Genomic DNA, 17163 nt, shown 5'->3' with positions numbered 1-17163 from the left:
CCCGGCGCGAGCTCTTGGCCTCCGTACAAGGGGCTCCCCGACCGGCTGAGGCCCCCGGTCGCCTGTCATCCGGCTGTCATGAAGGCGACATGGCGCTGTCACGCAAACGTCGTGAAATGCACGCCGACGGCACACCGTGCCGCTACGCCACTCCCAGGAGCCATCCGTGTTCAACTCGTTCAAGACCCGCGTCGCCGTGCTGGCCATCGCCGGCGCGCTCTCGGCCCAGGCCGCCGCTGCCGACGTCACCGGCGCCGGCGCGTCGTTCGTCTACCCGGTCATGACCAAGTGGTCGGCCGACTACGCCAAGGCCACCCAGAAGAAGGTCAACTACCAGTCCATCGGTTCCGGTGGCGGTATTGCCCAGATCAAGGCCGGCACGGTCGACTTCGGTTCGTCCGATGCCCCGCTGAAGCCGGACGAGCTGGCCAAGTTCAACCTCGCCCAGTTCCCGTCGGTGATCGGCGGCGTGGTGCCGGTCATCAACGTGCCGGGCGTGCCCTCGGGCGCGCTGAAGCTCGACGGCGACCTGCTGGCCGACATCTTCCTGGGCAAGGTGAAGATGTGGAACGACCCGCGCATCGTCGCGCTCAACGGCGGCGTGCAGCTGCCAGCGCAGAAGATCACCGTCGTCCACCGTTCCGACGGTTCGGGCACCACCTTCAACTTCGTCAACTACCTGTCCAAGGTCAGCGGCGAGTGGAAGAGCCAGGTCGGTGAAGGCACCTCCGTGCAGTGGCCGACCGGCATCGGCGGCAAGGGCAACGAAGGCGTCGCCGCGTACGTCAAGCAGATCAAGGGTGGCATCGGCTACGTCGAACTGTCCTACGCGCTGCAGAACAAGATGGCCTACTCGCGCCTGAAGAACGCCGCCGGCAACTACGTGCTGCCCAGCGACGAGACCTTCTCGGCCGCCGCCGCCAGCGCCGAATGGGGTACCGCCAAGGATTTCTACCTGGTGATGACCAACGCCCCGGGCGCCAATTCCTGGCCGATCACCGCGACCAACTTCATCCTGGTCAGCAAGCAGCCGAAGAACCCGGCCGGCACCAAGGCCACCCAGGAATTCTTCAGCTGGGTCTATGCCAACGGCGATGGCCAGGCCAAGGCGCTGGACTACGTCCCGCTGCCGGATCCGCTGGTCAAGCAGATCGAAACCTACTGGTCGCAGAACCTGAAGTAATCCTCTCCCCGATCCCGGCCGCGTACCCCTCTCTCCCGCGCGGTCGGGATCCCCTCTCTCAAACCAACTGGCATCTTTGTCCAAGCGGGCCTTCTGGCCCGCTTTTTTTATGCCGCGGGAGATCTCCCTTCCCCCAACCGTAGGAGCGGCCTCCGGCCGCGAGCTTTTCCGCGCCAATCGGAAGCACCTGTCCCGCCCCAAGCCAGAGCTATCCGTTACCCGACCAGGCGGCGGGTCGGAAGAGCTCGCGCCGGGGACGGCGCTCCTACCTCCCGGTCCGTGGCGAGTGCCGGAAATCCGACGCCGGCCACAATGTCATCACGCTGTAACAAAAACATCATTTCATAGCCGGCATGACACAAACCGCCCACGTTATGGAGCCCGCCATGTCCTTCGCTTCGCCGGTCCGCCTCGCGGCCCTCGCCGTCGCCGCCACCCTGTTCGTCGCCGGCTGCAAGCCCGCCTCCGACGCCCCGGCGGCCTCCGGCACCACGCCTGCCGGCCAGGACGCCGGCACCGGCGCGGCCAAGGTGACCGCCGAGATCACCGGCGCGGGCGCCTCGTTCATCTATCCGCTGATGGCCCGCTGGTCCAGCGACTACAACCAGAGCACCGGCGCCAAGATCAACTACCAGTCGATCGGTTCCGGCGGCGGCATCGCCCAGATCAAGGCGGCCACGGTCGATTTCGGTTCCTCCGACAAGCCGCTGTCGCCGGAAGAACTGGCGCAGGCCGGCCTGGGCCAGTTCCCGTCGGTCATCGGCGGCGTGGTTCCGGTCATCAATGTCGCCGGCATCGAGTCCGGCCAGCTCAAGCTGAGCGGCCCGGTCCTGGCCGACATCTTCCTCGGCAAGATCACCACCTGGAACGACCCGGCCATCGTCGCCCTCAACGCCGGCCTGAAGCTGCCGGCCGAGAAGATCAACAGCGTGCACCGTTCTGACGGCTCGGGCACCACCTTCAACTTCGTCAACTACCTGTCCAAAGTCAGCCCGGAGTGGAAGAGCAAGGTGGGCGAAGGCACCTCGGTGAACTGGGCCGGCGGTGTCGGCGGCAAGGGCAACGAGGGCGTGGCCGCCTACGTGCGCCAGCTGAAGAACTCCATCGGCTACGTCGAACTGGCCTACGCCGAGCAGAACAAGATGGCCTACGCCTCGCTGCAGAACGCCGCGGGCAACTTCGTGCAGCCGACCGCGGAAAGCTTCGCCGCCGCCGCCGCCAGCGCCGACTGGGCCGGTGCCAAGGACTTCAACCTGGTGATCACCAACGCGCCGGGCGCGGACGCCTGGCCGATCACCGCGACCAACTTCATCCTGGTCTACAAGCAGCCCAAGGATGCGGCGCGCGCGAAGAACACGCTGGACTTCTTCAAGTGGGCCTACGAACAGGGCAAGCCGCAGGCCGAACAGCTGGACTACGTGCCGCTGCCGCCGGAACTGGTGAAGCAGGTCGAAGCGTACTGGGCGGCGGAAATCAAGCTCTGATCCGTGCCCCGCGCGTGGCCGCCTGACCGCGGCCACGCCTCCCCCCACGCAACGCCGGCCCGGACTTCCCGACCGCATGAATACCGCCGCCCTCCCCGCTTCCCTGGTCGATCTGCGCACCGCCCGCGACGCGCGCGCCGATCGCCTGTTCCGCTGGACGCTCACCGCCGCCGGCCTGTTCGTCCTGATCTCCCTGATCGCCGCCGCCTTGTCGATGCTGTGGGGCGGCCGTGAAGCCCTGCAGACTTTCGGCCTGGGCTTTTTCACCAGCACCGAATGGAACGTGGGCACGCGCGAATTCGGCGCGCTGGTACCGATCTACGGAACCCTGGTCAGCGCCACCATCGCGATGGTGATCGCGGTGCCGGTCAGCTTCGGCATCGCGCTGTTCCTGACCGAGGTCGCGCCCACCTGGATGCGCGGGCCGGTCGGCATGGCGATCGAACTGCTGGCCGGCATCCCCTCGATCATCTACGGCATGTGGGGCCTGTTCGTACTGGCGCCGCAACTGAGCGAATACGTCTATCCGTGGATTGACGAGAACCTGGGCCAGATTCCCGGCATCGGCCTGCTGTTTTCCGGCCCGCCGCTGGGCATCGGCATGCTGACTGCCGGCCTGGTGCTGGCGATCATGGTCATCCCGTTCGTGTCCTCGGTGATGCGCGAAGTGTTCCTGACCGTGCCCGGCCGGCTGAAGGAATCGGCCTACGCGCTCGGTTCGACCCGCTGGGAAGTGATGTGGGACATCGTGCTGCCCTACACCCGCTCGGCGGTCATCGGCGGCGTGTTCCTCGGCCTGGGCCGCGCGCTCGGCGAGACGATGGCGGTGACCTTCGTCATCGGCAACGCCTACGCGATCAGCGCGGCGCTGCTGGAACCGGGCACCTCGATCGCGGCGACCATCGCCAACGAATTCGCCGAAGCCACCGACCCGCTGCACCGCGGCTCGCTGCTGCTGCTGGGCTTCACCCTGTTCCTGCTGACCTTCATCGTGCTGGCTGCCGCCCGCCTGATGCTGCGCCAGCTCGCCAAGCGCGAGGGCAACTGACATGTCCGCCTCCCTGTACACCTGGCGCAAGGTCAAGAACGTCATCGCGCTGACCCTGTCGATCGCCGCGGCGATCTTCGGCCTGATGTGGCTGGTCTGGATCCTGTGGACCACGATCACCAAGGGCCTGGGCAGCCTGAACCTGGACCTGTTCACCATGATGACGCCGCCGCCGAATGAACCCGGCGGCCTGCTCAACGCCATCTTCGGCAGCGTGGTGATCAGCCTGCTGGCGATCGTGCTCGGCACGCCGATCGGCATCGCCGCCGGCACCTACCTGGCCGAGTACGCCAACAAGCATTGGCTGGGCGAGACCATCCGCTTCGTCAACGACATCCTGCTGTCGGCGCCGTCCATCGTGCTGGGCCTGTTCATCTACACCGTGATGGTGGCGCAGATGGGACACTGGTCCGGCCTGGCGGGCGCGGTCGCGCTGGCCTTCATCGCCCTGCCGGTGATCGTCCGCACCACCGACGAGATGCTGCGGCTGGTGCCGCAGCAGATGCGCGAAGCCGCGCTGTCGCTGGGCGTGCCGCAATGGAAGGTGACCACCCAGGTACTGCTGCGCTCGGCCCTGCCCGGCGTGGTGACCGGCGTGCTGCTGGCGCTGGCGCGCATCAGCGGCGAAACCGCGCCGCTGCTGTTCACCGCCTTCAACAACCAGTTCTGGAGCACCGACCTGATGCAGCCGATGGCCAACCTGCCCATGGTCATCTACCAGTACGCCATGAGCCCGTACGACTCCTGGAACTCGCTGGCCTGGGCCGGTGCGTTCCTGGTGACCGCGCTGGTGCTGCTGCTCAGTCTGTTGGCCCGGACCATCCTCCTGCGAAACAAGGTGACCCATGAATGACGTGGCCCGTATCTCGGTCGCGACCCCGCAGCGCGAAGTCGAGGCCGGCGCGCCGGCCCGCGTGAAGCTGGCGGCCAAGAACCTGGATTTCTACTACGGCGGTTTCCATGCCCTGAAGGGCATCAACCTGGAGATCCCGGAAAAGCGGGTCACCGCGCTGATCGGCCCGTCCGGCTGCGGCAAGTCGACCCTGCTGCGGATCTTCAATCGCATCTATTCGCTGTACCCGAAGCTGGAAGCCAAGGGCGAGGTGCTGCTGGACGACCAGAACATCCTGGATCCCAAGTACCCGATGAACCGCCTGCGCAGCAAGGTGGGCATGGTGTTCCAGAAGCCGGTTCCGTTCCCCATGACGATCTATGAAAACGTCGCCTACGGCATCCGCCACCACGAGCGCATCGGCCGTGCCGACATGGACGTGCGCGTGGAGCAGGCCCTGCGCCAGGCGGCGCTGTGGGACGAGGCGAAGGACAAGCTGAAGCAGAGCGCGCTGGGCCTGTCCGGCGGCCAGCAGCAGCGCCTGTGCATCGCCCGCGCGGTCGCCCTGCGTCCGGACGTGATCCTGCTGGACGAGCCGACCTCGGCACTGGATCCGATCTCGACCAGCAAGATCGAACAGCTGATCGAGGAGCTGAAGCAGGACTACACCATCGCGATCGTCACCCACAACATGCAGCAGGCCGCGCGCGTTTCCGACTACACGGCCTTCATGTACCTGGGCGAGCTGATCGAGCACGATGCCACCGCGACGATCTTCTCCAAGCCCAGCAAGCAGCAGACCGAGGATTACATCACGGGACGTTTCGGATGAAACGTCCCGCGGGATTGGAGATTCGGGATTCGGGATTCGCAACTTCGGCTCCCACCCCGTCCCCGCTCCCGTCCGCTCCTGCCAATCCCGAATCCCCAATCCCCAATCCCGGCCCTCATCCATGAACACCCAACCGCACGAGCACATTGTGAAAAGTTACGACGAAGAACAGCGCCGGCTGGTGGCCGAGATCGTGCGCATGGGCGAGATTGCCGTGGCGCAGCTGGAAGCCGCCCTCGATGTCATCGAACGCCGCGACGACCGCGCCGCCCAGCGCATCATCGCCAACGACGAGGCCATCGATACGCTGGAACAGCAGATCAGCCACGACGTGATGCACCTGGCCCTGCGCGGCCCGATGGCGCGCGACCTGCGCGAGATTCTCGCCGGCCTGCGCATTCCGGCGGACATCGAGCGGATCGGCGATTACGCCGCCAACGTGGCCAAGCGCTCCATCGCCCTCAACGTCTCGCCGCCGATGCCGCAGATCACCGGCCTGCGCGCGCTGGGCAAGCTGGCCGCGCAGCAGGTGCGCGAAGTGCTGGTCGCCTACCAGAACAACGACGACGCCCGCGCCCTGCAGGTCCGCGAACGCGACGCCGAACTGGACGCCCATTACACCGCGCTGTTCCGCGAGCTGCTGACCTACATGATGGAAGACCCGCGCAACATCACCCCGTGCACGCACCTGCTGTTCATGGCCAAGAACCTGGAACGCATCGGCGACCACGCGACCAACATCGCCGAGAACGTGTGGTTCCTGATCCACGGCGACCAGCCGCTGCCGGCCCGCGACAAGCGCGACGAGACCAGCACCACCGGCGCGGTCTGATCCCTGCTCCAGGGCTGAATAGCGGCTGACCCAATCCGGGGGCGGGCGAATCCTTTCGCCCGCCCCCGTTCTCTTTCCAGCTGGCGGACATGGCGCGGACGCGCGATGCTGACTGACGGAGAACGACGACGGATGAGTGGAGCAGCCATCGCAAGCATCGAGGACCTGATGGCCGCGCGCGCCGGCGACGCGGCGGCGTTGCAGCGCGTGCTGGCGATTTCGCGGCAGAACCTGCGCCGCTACGCGGAATACCACTGCGTGGTCAACGACGCCGAGGACGCGGTGCAGGAGAGCCTGCTGCTGGTATCCCGCCGGATCGGCGACCTGCGCGCGGTCGAGGCCTTCACTTCCTGGCTGTTCCGCATCGTCAAGCGGGAGTGCAACCGGCTCAAGCGCGGCCTGCGCCTGTTGACCGGAGAGGCGGTGACCGAGGACCTGCTGCCTCCCACCCATTTCGAACCGGTCGAACTCGGCCATGATGTCGCGCGGGTGCTGGAAACGCTTCCAGCCCACTATCGCCAAATCCTGCTGCTGCGCGACCTGGAAGGCATGACCATCGAAGAGCTTGCCGAACAGCTGCAGCTGACCCCGCAGGCGGTCAAATCCCGCCTGCACCGGGCCCGCGCGCTGGCCCGCGAATACCTCTGCGCAGACCCCACACTTCCCTAACAACGCCGGATTACACTGGCGCCCCCTGCCGTGCGGAACCCCCGCACCTCAACTGGAGAAACTGCAATGTCCAAGTCCAACCAGAAGCCCGTCGCCCTCGCCATGTGCACCGCGCTGGCCGGCGGCATCGTTCTCGCGGGTTCGGCTTTCGCGATGGAACCGCTCTCGCAGGGTTACCTGCTCGCCGCCCAGGATGCCAAGGCCGCCGATGCCAAGACGGCCGAGGGCAAGTGCGGTGAAGGCAAGTGCGGCATCGAGAAGGCCGACACCGACAAGGACGGCAAGGTCTCCAAGGCCGAGTTCGACACCGCCCATCCCGGCAAGAGCGACAAGTTCACCGCCATCGACACCAACAAGGACGGCTTCATCGATGCCGCCGAGGCCAAGGCCCATCACGAGGGCAAGTGTGGTGAAGGCAAGTGCGGCGGCGACAAGAAGGATGGCGCCAAGGCCGACGGCAAGGCCGCGCACGAAGGCAAGTGCGGCGAAGGCAAGTGCGGCGGCGCGGCCTGATCCGAGCGGCCCGTGTTCCGTGCCCTCCCCCGTCCGGGGGAGGGTGATGGCCGGGCCACCGCTTCCCCGCTGCCGACGTGGTTTCCTCCCACCTGTCTCCCGCGCCCGTCTCCGCCGGCCTCGGCCTGCGCCGCGGGCTGCTGGATCAATTGCTGGCCGCCGCGCCCGGTGATTTCGATTTCCTCGAATGCGCGCCGGACAACTGGATCGGCGTGGGCGGACGCCTGGGCGAAGCGCTGGAACAACTCACCTCGCGCGCGCCGCTGACCTGCCATGGCCTGTCGCTGTCACTGGGAGGTGTCGAACCGCTGGACGATACCTTCCTGGCGCGGACCCGCCGTTTCCTGGATCGCCACCAGGTCGCGCTGTACAGCGAGCACCTGAGCTACTGCGCCGACGATGGCCATCTCTACGATCTGATGCCGATTCCGTTCACCGAGGAAGCGGTGCACCACGTCGCCGCCCGCATCCGCCAGGTGCAGGACGCGCTGGACCGCCGCATCGCGGTGGAGAACGTGTCCTACTACGCGGCGCCGTACCAGGCCATGGCCGAAGTCGATTTCGTCAACGCGGTGCTGGACGAAGCCGACTGCGATCTGCTGCTGGACGTCAACAACATCTACGTCAACGCGATCAACCACGGCTATGACGCGCGCGGCTTCCTTGCGCGCATGCCGTCGCGGCGCATCGCCTCGTACCATATCGCCGGCCACTACGACGAGGCCGACGATCTGAAGATCGACACCCATGGCGCCGACGTGAAGGAAGACGTCTGGACACTGCTGGCGGACGCCTATCGCCTGCATGGCGTGCGCCCGACATTGCTGGAACGCGACTTCAACTTCCCGCCGCTGGCGATGCTGCTGACCGAACTCGGTCGCATCCGCGACTTGCAGGCGCGGGCCACGCCGCGCGAGAGCGCGCATGGCTGAGCATCTGCGCGAGCAGCAGTTCGCGTTCGCGCGGCACCTGCGTGATCCGCAGCGGTATCCCGCGCCGCCCGGTATCGAGGATCGCCGCATGGCGATCTACCGGGATCTGTTCTTCAACAACATCGAAGGCTTGCTGGCCGGCAATTTCCCGGTCATCCGGCGAACCCTGGGCGACGCGGACTGGCGGGAACTGGTGCGCGGGTTCTACGCCCTGCACCGTAGCCGCACACCGCTGTTTCCGGAGGTGGCGCGGGAATTCATCCGCTTCCTGCAGGATCGCCCGGTCCGCGAAGACGCGCCCTGGCTGGCCGAACTGGCGCATTACGAATGGGTGGAACTGGCCTTGCAGATCAGCGACGAGCCCGCGCCGCGCCATGATCCGGATGGCGACCTGCTGGACGGCATGCCCGTCACTTCGCCATGGGCCTGGGCGCTCGCCTATCAGTGGCCGGTGCCGCGCATCGGGCCGGAGTACCGGCCGTCGGCACCGCCTGCCACCCCAACCCTGCTGCTCGTTCGCCGCGACGCGGACCACGCGATCCGTTTCGCGGATCTGTCGCCGCTGGTCTATCGCCTGTTCGAACTGCTCGGCGAACGTCGCCTGAGCGGCCGCCAGGCCCTGCGGCAACTGGCGGCCGAAGCCGGCGTGCCGGCCGATGACGGCTTCATCGCGCAAGGCGAGGCGATGCTGGTGCGGATGCGCCGCGAAGGCAGCCTGCTGGGTACCGCCCTGCCCGGCTGAGTTCGTCGCCGCGCGACCATCGGCTGCCCGCCGGTTTCGATATCGGGTACGACGCGCGGCATCGATCCGCATTCATCCGCGCGCAGCAAAAGCGTCGTCGCGCTCTGCTACCCTGTCGCCCATGAACGCCGCCGAGTTGCCCGCCACCACGCCCATGGCCCGCCGCTTCCGCGGCTACCTGCCGGTGGTGGTGGACGTGGAGACCGGCGGCTTCGACTGGAACCGCCACGCCCTGCTGGAACTGGCGGCGGTGCCGATCGAGCTCGACGAGAACGGCCTGTTCGTGCCCGGCCAGACCACCAGCGCGCACCTGCATCCCGCGCCCGGGCTGGACATCGATCCGAAATCGCTGGAAATCACCGGCATCGTCCTGGATCACCCGTTCCGCTTCGCCAAGCCCGAGCGCGAGGCGCTGGATCACGTGTTCGCGCCGGTGCGCGCGGCGGTCAAGCGGCACGGTTGCCAGCGCGCGATCCTGGTCGGCCACAACGCGCATTTCGATCTCAACTTCCTCAATGCCGCGGTGACCCGGGTCGGCCACAAGCGCAACCCGTTCCACCCCTTCAGCGTGTTCGACACGGTGACCCTGGCCGGCGTGGCTTACGGCCAGACCGTGCTGGCGCGCGCGGTGCAGGCCGCCGGTTTCGAGTGGAGCGCGGAAGACGCGCACTCGGCGGTGTACGACGCCGAGCAGACCGCGCGGCTGTTCTGCAAGATCGCCAACGCCTGGCCTTCGCCGGTCTGATTCCTTGCCCGCGATGCGCCCGGCGCTTCTTCCAAGCCGGAGCATGCGATGTACGAAGCAATCCCGGGATGGCTGCATTACCTGCCCTGGCTCGGCTTCCTGCTGTACTGGATTGCCAGCGCGCGCGACACCAAGCCGGTCGTCCGCGCCGAGCCGCTGTGGCTGCGCCTGTGCGCCTACTGGCTGCCGCTGGCGCTCGCCGTCGTGCTGCTCGGCCCCGGCGAATGGTTCGGCGACAGCCTGTTGCAGGAGCGGTTCGTCCCGAAGAACGTTTCGGTCAAAACGATCGGCCTGCTGTTGACGCTGGCTGGGCTTGGCCTGGCGTGTTGGGCGCGGTTCCTGCTCGGCCGCAACTGGAGCAGCGAAGTGCAGATCAAGCGCGACCATGAACTGATCCAGGCGGGGCCATACCGCCATGTGCGCCATCCGATCTACAGCGGGCTCCTGCTCGCCTTCCTCGGCACCGCCATCGCGGTGGGCGACTGGCGCGGCCTGCTGGCCCTGGCCATCGTCGCCGCCTCGTTCTGGTACAAGCTGCGCCACGAGGAGCGCTGGCTGCGCGAACGCTTCGGCGAGCCTTATCTCGCCTACCAGCGTCGTACCCGCGCGCTGATTCCGGGACTGTTCTGATGACCGCTCGCCTGGACGCGCGCCACGCCGACATCACCACCCTGGCGATGGACGCGATCGTCAACGCGGCGAATAGCTCGCTGTTGGGGGGCGGTGGCGTGGACGGCGCGATTCATCGCGCCGCCGGGCCGGCGCTGGTCGCCGAATGCCGCCTGCTGGGCGGCTGCGAGACCGGCGATGCGAAAATCACCGGCGGCCACCGCCTGCCGGCGCACCATGTCATCCACACGGTGGGGCCGGTCTGGCGTGGCGGCGGTCACGATGAAGCGGCGTTGCTCGCTTCCTGCTACCGGCGCAGCCTGCAACTGGCGCGCGCGCACCGCCTGCGCAGCATCGCGTTCCCGTGCATCAGCACCGGTATCTTCGGCTTTCCCGCGGAACCGGCCGCGCGCATCGCGGTCGACACCGTGCGGGTGGAACTCGCCGGGGACGAAATGCCCGACCTCGTGCTTTTCTGCTGTTTCTCCGCGGACGACCTGGCGATCTACCGACGCCTGCTAGCATTCGGCTGATCCGCGCGAAGTCGCGGGTTGTCAGCCCTCGCCCGCGCCGGGCTCATGCACCGGCGCCCGCGCGGTCATCGCGGTGCCGGCGGAGGCCAGGATGATCGCGCCGATCGCCAGCCACTGCATTCCGCTGAGCTGCTCGTGCAGGAACAGCAGGCCGGACATCGCGCCGAACGCGGGCTCCAGGCTCATCAGCATGCCGAAGGTGCGGGTCGGCAAACGGGTCAGCGCGACCATTTCCAGGCTGTACGGAATCGCCGTCGACAGCAGCGCGACCGCCAGCGCCACCGGCAACAAGGCCGGCGACAGCAGATCGGTGCCGGCATGGGCGATGCCGAACGGCACCGCGACCGCGGCGGCGATGATCGAGCCCAGCGCCACGGTCTGCGGACCGTGTTCGGCGCCGGCCTTCTGTCCGAACAGGATGTACAGCGCCCAGCACAGGCCCGCACCCAGCGCATAGGCCATGCCGACCGGATCCAGCGCCTGCTCCTGCCCCTTCGGCAGCAGCATCAGCAGGCCGGCGACCGCCAGCGCGACCCAGGCCACGTCTCGCAGCCGGCGCGAGCCGAACAGCGCGACCGCCAGCGGGCCGGTGAACTCCAGCGAGATCGCGATGCCCAGCGGGATGGTTTCCAGCGCCTTGTAGAACAACAGGTTCATCAGGCCCAGCGACGCACCGTAGACCAGCAGCGCCGGCCAGTGATCGCGCTGGACCCGCACCCGCCACGGCCGGAACGCCACCGCCAGCAGCACGGTCGCCACACCCAAGCGCAGCGCGGTCGCGCCAGAGGCGCCCACGGCCGGGAACAGGCTCTTGGCCAGCGAGGCGCCGAGCTGGATGGACGCCATCGCAATCAGCAGCAGGCCAATCGGCAGCCACAGCGAGTGATGGGAGGAGGTACGGACGGTGTTCACGACATGACCTGCGATCGCCGAGCCCGGCCGGGCTGGCGCTTGAGGGGAAGAATTCGGTGCACTATATTGCACACAGGCAGCTTAACCGCTGTGCAACATATTGCGCAATCACCTCATGAGCGTTCTGGAACACGTCGCCGAAAACGTCCGCCGCCTGCGCCAGGCCGCGGGCCTGAGCCAGCAGGCCCTGGCCGACGCCTCCGAGGTCAGCCGGCGCATGCTGGTCGGTATCGAGTCGGGCGACGCCAACGTCAGCCTCAATACGCTGGATCGGATCGCCGAGGCGCTGGGGGTGAAGTTCGCGGATCTGGTCCAGGCGCCGGTCGGGGCCAGCCGCGAGCGCATCGAAGCCCTGGCCTGGAGTGGCCGCGATCCCGCTTCGCAGGCGGTCCTGCTGGCCAGCGTGCCGGCCCGCGGCGAAGTCGAATTCTGGTCCTGGACCCTGATGCCGGGCGAGCGTTACACCTCGTTCGCCGATCCGGCCGGCTGGCACGAGATGTTCTACATCATCGAAGGTTGCCTGACCCTGGAATTGCCGGAAGGCGAACAGCGGATCGACGCGGGCGATTTCTTCGTCTTCCCCAGCGATCGCGACTACGCCTACCGCAACGACGGCACCGTTCCGCTGCGTTTCGTCCGCAACGTGGTGCACTGAGCCCGCGGCGGAATCTCAGCGCGGGCGGATGCCGTACTTCGCCAGGATGGCTCGCACGCGGTCCAGCGGAATCACCTCGACCGTCTGGCCATTGCCGTGCGTGGTGGTGGCCATGAACAGCGAGTTGTAGATCGCTTCCTCCACCGCCTCGGTGGTGGCCTGGAACACCGCGCTCATTTCGTCGTTGGCCAGTTCGGTGGTGGTGCGGCGAGGTTCGCCAAAGCGGCGGCGCACCGAGTCGGCGGTGGAGAATGCCAGCGCATAGTCGCCGCTGCCATTGGAGGCCGAACTGCCGGTCCTGCCCAATCCCATCATCGCGCGGGAGGCAACCCTGCCGAGGTTGCGATCGCCCAGCGGCGCATCGGTGGCGATGACGATGATGATCGACCCGTCGCCGCGATCGTCGGCCAGCCCCGGATTCGGCAGCTTGGCGGCGACCGCTTCCTGGAAGGCGAACCGTTCCAGCTCACGGCCGACCGGCGCGCCCTGCACCTGCAGCACGCCGCCGAAGTTGCTCTGCACCAGCACGCCCACCGTCCAGCCACCCAGCGAGGCCGGCAACACCCGCGACGAGGTGCCGATGCCGCCTTTCCAGCCGAAGGCGACCGTGCCGGTGCCGGCGCCGACACTGCCTTCCTGCACCGGTCCGTCACGGGCGCCGGTCAAGGCCTCGCGCACCGCTTCGGCGGTCACCGGCCGCGCGCGGATGTCGTTCAGGCCGCCATCGTTGGTTTCGCCCACCATCGGATTGATCGACTGCACCTGTTGCATGTCCGGCTGCTCCAGCAGCCACGCCGCCATCGCGTCGGCGGCCTTCCACACGCACAGCGTGCAGGTCAGCAGGATCGGGGTTTCCAGTTCGCCCAGTTCGTTCACCTGGGTGGCGCCGATGAACTTGCCGAAACCGTTGCCGACATGCAGCGCCGCCGGAACCCGCGAACGGTAGGCGTTGCCGGCATGCGGCAGGATCGCGGTGACGCCGGTGCGCACGCGCTCGCCCTCGCGCAGGGTCACCTGCCCCACCCGTACCCCGGCCACGTCGGTGATGGCGTTATGCGTGCCGGTGGGGAAGATGCCCGGCGCCACGCCCAGATCACGGGCGCGCACGCGTTCGGACGACTGCGCCGACGCGGCACAGGCAGCGGACATCAGCAGGGCGACGGCGAGCAGCCGCGCGAGGACGGAACGGAAGGGGCGCATGGTAGGCATGCGCGCCATCCTATCGTCTTCGCCGCCGACGCGGCTCAGCCCAGGCGCTGGCGGACCGCCTCGAACAGGGTGATGCCGGCGGCCACCGACACGTTGAGGCTTTCGATGTCGCCCGGCATCGGGATCTTCACCAGGCCGTCGCAGTGCTCGCGGGTCAACCGGCGCAGGCCGTCGGCCTCGCCACCGAGCACCAGCGCGACGTTGCCACGCAGGTCGGTGGCGTACAACGACACGTCGGCTTCGCCGGCCAAGCCGTAGATCCACACGCCCTGCTTCTGCAGATCCCGCAGGCAGCGCGACAGGTTGGTCACCGCCACCACCGGAATCCGATCGGCCGCGCCGACCGAGGTCTTGCGCACGGTCGCGTTGACCGTGGCTGATTTGTCCTTGGGAATCACCACCGCGGTCACGCCCGCCGCCGCCGCGCTGCGCAGGCAGGCGCCGAGGTTGTGCGGATCCTGCACGCCATCCAGCACCAGCAGCAGCGCCTTGCCTTCGGCGGCCTCGACCAGGCCTTCCAGTTCGTTCTCGTCCCAGGTCCGCGCGGCCGCATAGCGCGCGGCCACACCCTGGTGGCGCACATTGCCGCCGACGCCGTCCAGCGCCTGCGCGGTCACCCGGCGCACCTCGATGCCCTTGCGGCGCGCGTTCTCCTCGATCTCGGTCAGGCGCGCGTTCTTGCTGCCGCCCTCGACCAGGACCTCACGCACGTGATCGGCATCGTTCTCGATGGCCGAGGCCACCGCGTTGACGCCGACAATCCATTGGTTCTGTTTGCTCATAATCGGGAATCGGGAATCGGGAATCGGGAATCGGGAATCGGGAATCGGGAATCGGGAATCGGGAATCGGGAAAGCATCCGGCTTTTGCCCCCTTTGTCAAAGGGGGCTACGGGGGATTTGCTTTCCATTACCACGCCGGAGATGTCTACCCCCGACGGAATATCAATAAGCCTGCTTTTTGCGCCGGGCCGGCTGGCCGCGCGGCGGGGGCGCCGGCACGCCCTGTTCCGCCTTGTCCTCGACCAGGCGGAAATCGATCTTGCGTTCCTCCAGGCTGGCCTTGAGCACGATGATGCGCACGCGATCGCCCAGCCGGTACTGCTTGCCGCGGCGTTCGCCGGACAGGGTCTTGCGGATGGGATCGAAGTGGTAATAGTCGTGCGGCAGCTGGGTGACGTGGACCAGGCCGTTGACCTTGGATTCGTCCAGTTCGACGAACAGGCCGAAGCTGGTCACGCCGCTGATGACGCCTTCGAACTGGCCGCCGATGTGCTTTTCCATCCACGCCGCGCGGTAGCGCTCGTCGACCTCGCGTTCGGCCTCGTCGGCACGGCGCTCGCGCTCGGAGCATTGCAGCGCCAGCGCGGCCATCTCGTGCGGCGGATACAGGTACTTGTCGGGCTTGCCGCCCTTGAGCGCGTATTTGATCGCACGGTGCACCAGCAAGTCCGGATAGCGCCGGATCGGCGAGGTGAAATGCGCGTACGCCTCCAGCGCCAGGCCGAAGTGGCCGACGTTGTCCGGCGCGTAGACCGCAAGGCTCTGGCTGCGCAGCAGCACCGATTCCAGCAACGCGGCATCCGGACGGTCGCGGATCTTCTTCAGCAGCCTGGTGTAGTCGCGCGGCTGCACCTTGCCCCAGGCCGGCAGGCTCAGCTTGAACTCCTTGAGGAACTCCAGCAGATCCTCGAACTTGGATTCCGGCGGCTTCTCGTGGATGCGGTATGGCGCGGGAACGCGTTTCTGCAGCAGGTACTTCGCCGCCTCCACGTTCGCCGCGATCATGCATTCCTCGATCAGCTTGTGCGCGTCGTTGCGCTGGAGCATGCCCGCCTGGGTGACTTCGCCGCGGTTGTCCAGCACGAAGCGGACCTCGGAGGATTCGAACTCGATCGCGCCGCGCTGCTGGCGCGCCTTGGCCAGCACCTGGTACAGCTGGTGCAGGCGCTCGACCTGCGGCAACTGCGCGCCCACCTGGCGCTTCGCCTCCTCGTCGTCCAGGCCGACCGCGTTCCAGACCTGGGTATAGGTCAGGCGCGCGTGCGAGTTCATCACCGCTTCGTAGAACTTGGAGCGAGTGACCTGGCCATCGTGATCGATCTGCATGTCGCAGACGAAACACATGCGATCGACCTTCGGGTTCAGCGAACAGATGCCGTTGGACAGGGTCTCCGGCAGCATCGGCACCACGAAACCGGGGAAGTACACCGAGGTCGCGCGCTTCTGCGCCTCGTCGTCCAGCGGCGTACCGGGACGGACGTAATGCGACACGTCGGCGATGGCGACGATCAGGCGGAAGCCGGTACGGCTGGTCTCGCAGTAGACCGCGTCGTCGAAATCCTTGGCGTCCTCGCCATCGATGGTGACCAGCGGCACGGCGCGCAGATCCACGCGCCCGTCCAGCATGCCTTCCTCCACCACCAACGGCACGGCGGTGGCCTCGGCCAGCACTTCCGGCGGGAACTCGTGGGGAATGTCATGGCCGTGGATGGCGGCTTCCACCACCAGCGAAGGCGTCAGCTTGTCGCCAAGCACCGCCAGGATCCGGCCGATGGGCGGACGCCGCGCGTCCGGCGGCTGGGTCAGTTCGCAGACCACCAGTTGGCCGTCGCGCGCGCCCTGGGTCGCGTCCGGCGGAATCTGCACGTTGCGTTGCACGCGCTTGTCGTCCGGCGCCACGTAGGCGATGCCGGCTTCAAAACCGAAGCGCCCGATGAGGCGGGTCAGGCGGTGTTCGAGCACCCGCGCGATGCTGCCTTCGCGGCGGCCGCGGTGATCGATGCCGGTGACGTTGGCCAGCACGCGATCCCCGTGCATCACCTTGCGCATCTCGTACGGCGGCAGGAACAGATCGTCGCCGCCGGCGTCCGGGCGCAGGAAGCCGAACCCGTCCGGATTGGCGATGACCACGCCGGCGACCAGGTCGGTCTGCTGCACCGGCGCATAGCCGCCACGGCGGTTCTGCACCACCTGGCCGTCGCGCAGCATGGCCGCCAGGCGCTTGCCCAGCGCCTCGAAACGGTCCGGCGCGGTCAGGCCCAGCCGGGGGGCGATCTCTTCGGCCGTCTGCGGGCCATCCGACGCTTCCAGCAGGCCGAGGATGGCCTCGCGGCTGGGAATGGGGTTGTCGTAGCGCGCGGCTTCACGCGCGGCATGCGGATCGGTGAAGGAGGAGCCACGTCCGCCAGGCCGCGGGCCACGCCCGGGGGAAGGTTTCGGCGCCGCGGCCTTGCCGCGCGACGGCGGCAGATCCGGCATCCAGGGTGGGAGCGCGGCCTTCTTGCGCGGACCACCCGATGCGGCTCCGGCGCCGCCCCTGCTGCCCTTTCCGGGTGCGGCCTTGCCGCCTTTCCTGCTTGTGTTTTTGCTCATGCGGGCATGTTACACCCCGCCTGAATGCCGGCCGTGAGAAAAACAACCGTTGACAAAGT

18 protein-coding genes are annotated in these 17163 nt (G+C 67.6%); 14 read left to right on the top strand and 4 right to left on the bottom strand.

Annotated features, from left to right (window positions below; genetic code table 11):
• Positions 1-166 precede the first annotated feature (166 nt).
• From pstS (ACTJI2_RS03685) to ACTJI2_RS03625, 13 genes are all read left to right on the top strand, one after another.
• Entirely contained in the window at positions 167-1183 is a 1017-nt protein-coding gene (gene pstS, locus ACTJI2_RS03685; RefSeq protein WP_183643065.1) for a phosphate ABC transporter substrate-binding protein PstS, read from the top strand.
• A gap of 386 nt (positions 1184-1569) precedes the next feature.
• Entirely contained in the window at positions 1570-2667 is a 1098-nt protein-coding gene (pstS, locus tag ACTJI2_RS03680) for a phosphate ABC transporter substrate-binding protein PstS (protein ID WP_225562209.1), read from the top strand.
• Positions 2668-2743: 76 nt separating this feature from the next.
• On the top strand, positions 2744-3715 hold the full coding sequence (pstC, locus tag ACTJI2_RS03675; protein WP_183643071.1) for a phosphate ABC transporter permease subunit PstC: 972 nt from the start codon (positions 2744-2746) through the stop codon (positions 3713-3715).
• 1 nt (position 3716) lies between these two features.
• Positions 3717-4568 carry a phosphate ABC transporter permease PstA gene (pstA, locus tag ACTJI2_RS03670; protein WP_183643074.1) on the top strand — a complete coding sequence of 284 codons (852 nt, stop codon included), beginning with the start codon at positions 3717-3719 and terminating at the stop codon, positions 4566-4568.
• Positions 4561-5379 (top strand): phosphate ABC transporter ATP-binding protein PstB, encoded by an 819-nt coding sequence (gene pstB / locus ACTJI2_RS03665; protein ID WP_183643077.1) that lies wholly within the window; start codon positions 4561-4563, stop codon positions 5377-5379. Before pstA ends, pstB begins: the two co-directional genes overlap by 8 nt.
• 121 nt (positions 5380-5500) lie before the next feature.
• Positions 5501-6211, top strand: a complete 711-nt coding sequence (gene phoU, locus ACTJI2_RS03660; protein ID WP_440841154.1) for a phosphate signaling complex protein PhoU — start codon at positions 5501-5503, stop codon at positions 6209-6211.
• A gap of 132 nt (positions 6212-6343) precedes the next feature.
• A complete protein-coding gene (locus ACTJI2_RS03655) occupies positions 6344-6880 on the top strand; it encodes an RNA polymerase sigma factor (RefSeq protein ID WP_440841153.1) in 537 nt (178 codons plus the stop codon).
• Between the two features lie 66 nt (positions 6881-6946).
• Positions 6947-7393 carry an HvfA family oxazolone/thioamide-modified RiPP metallophore gene (locus ACTJI2_RS03650; protein ID WP_183643086.1) on the top strand — a complete coding sequence of 149 codons (447 nt, stop codon included), beginning with the start codon at positions 6947-6949 and terminating at the stop codon, positions 7391-7393.
• A 77-nt stretch (positions 7394-7470) separates the two neighbouring features.
• A complete protein-coding gene (locus tag ACTJI2_RS03645; RefSeq protein WP_440841152.1) occupies positions 7471-8325 on the top strand; it encodes an HvfB family MNIO-type RiPP peptide maturase in 855 nt (284 codons plus the stop codon).
• Complete coding sequence (locus ACTJI2_RS03640) at positions 8318-9067, top strand: HvfC family RiPP maturation protein (protein WP_440841151.1); 750 nt, start codon at positions 8318-8320, stop codon at positions 9065-9067. Before ACTJI2_RS03645 ends, ACTJI2_RS03640 begins: the two co-directional genes overlap by 8 nt.
• A 121-nt stretch (positions 9068-9188) precedes the next feature.
• A complete protein-coding gene (rnt, locus tag ACTJI2_RS03635; RefSeq protein WP_183643092.1) occupies positions 9189-9812 on the top strand; it encodes a ribonuclease T in 624 nt (207 codons plus the stop codon).
• A 48-nt stretch (positions 9813-9860) separates the two neighbouring features.
• Positions 9861-10442, top strand: coding sequence for a methyltransferase family protein (locus ACTJI2_RS03630; protein ID WP_440841150.1), 582 nt, complete (start codon positions 9861-9863; stop codon positions 10440-10442).
• Positions 10442-10954, top strand: a complete 513-nt coding sequence (locus tag ACTJI2_RS03625; protein ID WP_440841149.1) for an O-acetyl-ADP-ribose deacetylase — start codon at positions 10442-10444, stop codon at positions 10952-10954. Before ACTJI2_RS03630 ends, ACTJI2_RS03625 begins: the two co-directional genes overlap by 1 nt.
• A gap of 21 nt (positions 10955-10975) precedes the next feature.
• Here ACTJI2_RS03625 and rhtA read toward each other — a convergent pair whose 3' ends face one another.
• Positions 10976-11866, bottom strand: coding sequence for a threonine/homoserine exporter RhtA (gene rhtA, locus ACTJI2_RS03620; protein ID WP_440841148.1), 891 nt, complete (start codon positions 11864-11866; stop codon positions 10976-10978).
• 115 nt (positions 11867-11981) lie between these two features.
• Here rhtA and ACTJI2_RS03615 point away from each other — a divergent pair, with 115 nt between their 5' ends.
• Positions 11982-12521, top strand: coding sequence for a helix-turn-helix domain-containing protein (locus ACTJI2_RS03615; protein WP_183643104.1), 540 nt, complete (start codon positions 11982-11984; stop codon positions 12519-12521).
• Positions 12522-12536: 15 nt separating this feature from the next.
• On the opposite strand, the gene ACTJI2_RS03610 is transcribed toward ACTJI2_RS03615, so the two are convergent.
• The 3 genes from ACTJI2_RS03610 to rnr form a co-directional block, all read right to left on the bottom strand.
• Positions 12537-13730: a DmpA family aminopeptidase gene (locus ACTJI2_RS03610; RefSeq protein ID WP_440841147.1), complete on the bottom strand. Its 1194-nt coding sequence runs from the start codon at positions 13728-13730 to the stop codon at positions 12537-12539.
• A gap of 35 nt (positions 13731-13765) precedes the next feature.
• Positions 13766-14512, bottom strand: a complete 747-nt coding sequence (gene rlmB / locus ACTJI2_RS03605; RefSeq protein WP_440841145.1) for a 23S rRNA (guanosine(2251)-2'-O)-methyltransferase RlmB — start codon at positions 14510-14512, stop codon at positions 13766-13768.
• A gap of 162 nt (positions 14513-14674) precedes the next feature.
• Positions 14675-17104, bottom strand: a complete 2430-nt coding sequence (gene rnr / locus ACTJI2_RS03600; RefSeq protein ID WP_440841144.1) for a ribonuclease R — start codon at positions 17102-17104, stop codon at positions 14675-14677.
• Positions 17105-17163: the final 59 nt, after the last annotated feature.

Source organism: Pseudoxanthomonas sp. 22568 (genome assembly GCF_052044485.1).
GTDB classification, from domain to species: Bacteria; Pseudomonadota; Gammaproteobacteria; order Xanthomonadales; family Xanthomonadaceae; genus Pseudoxanthomonas_A; species Pseudoxanthomonas_A beigongshangi.
Note: the sequence above shows the minus strand (reverse complement) of the source record. Positions and strands in the feature narration are given on the sequence as shown.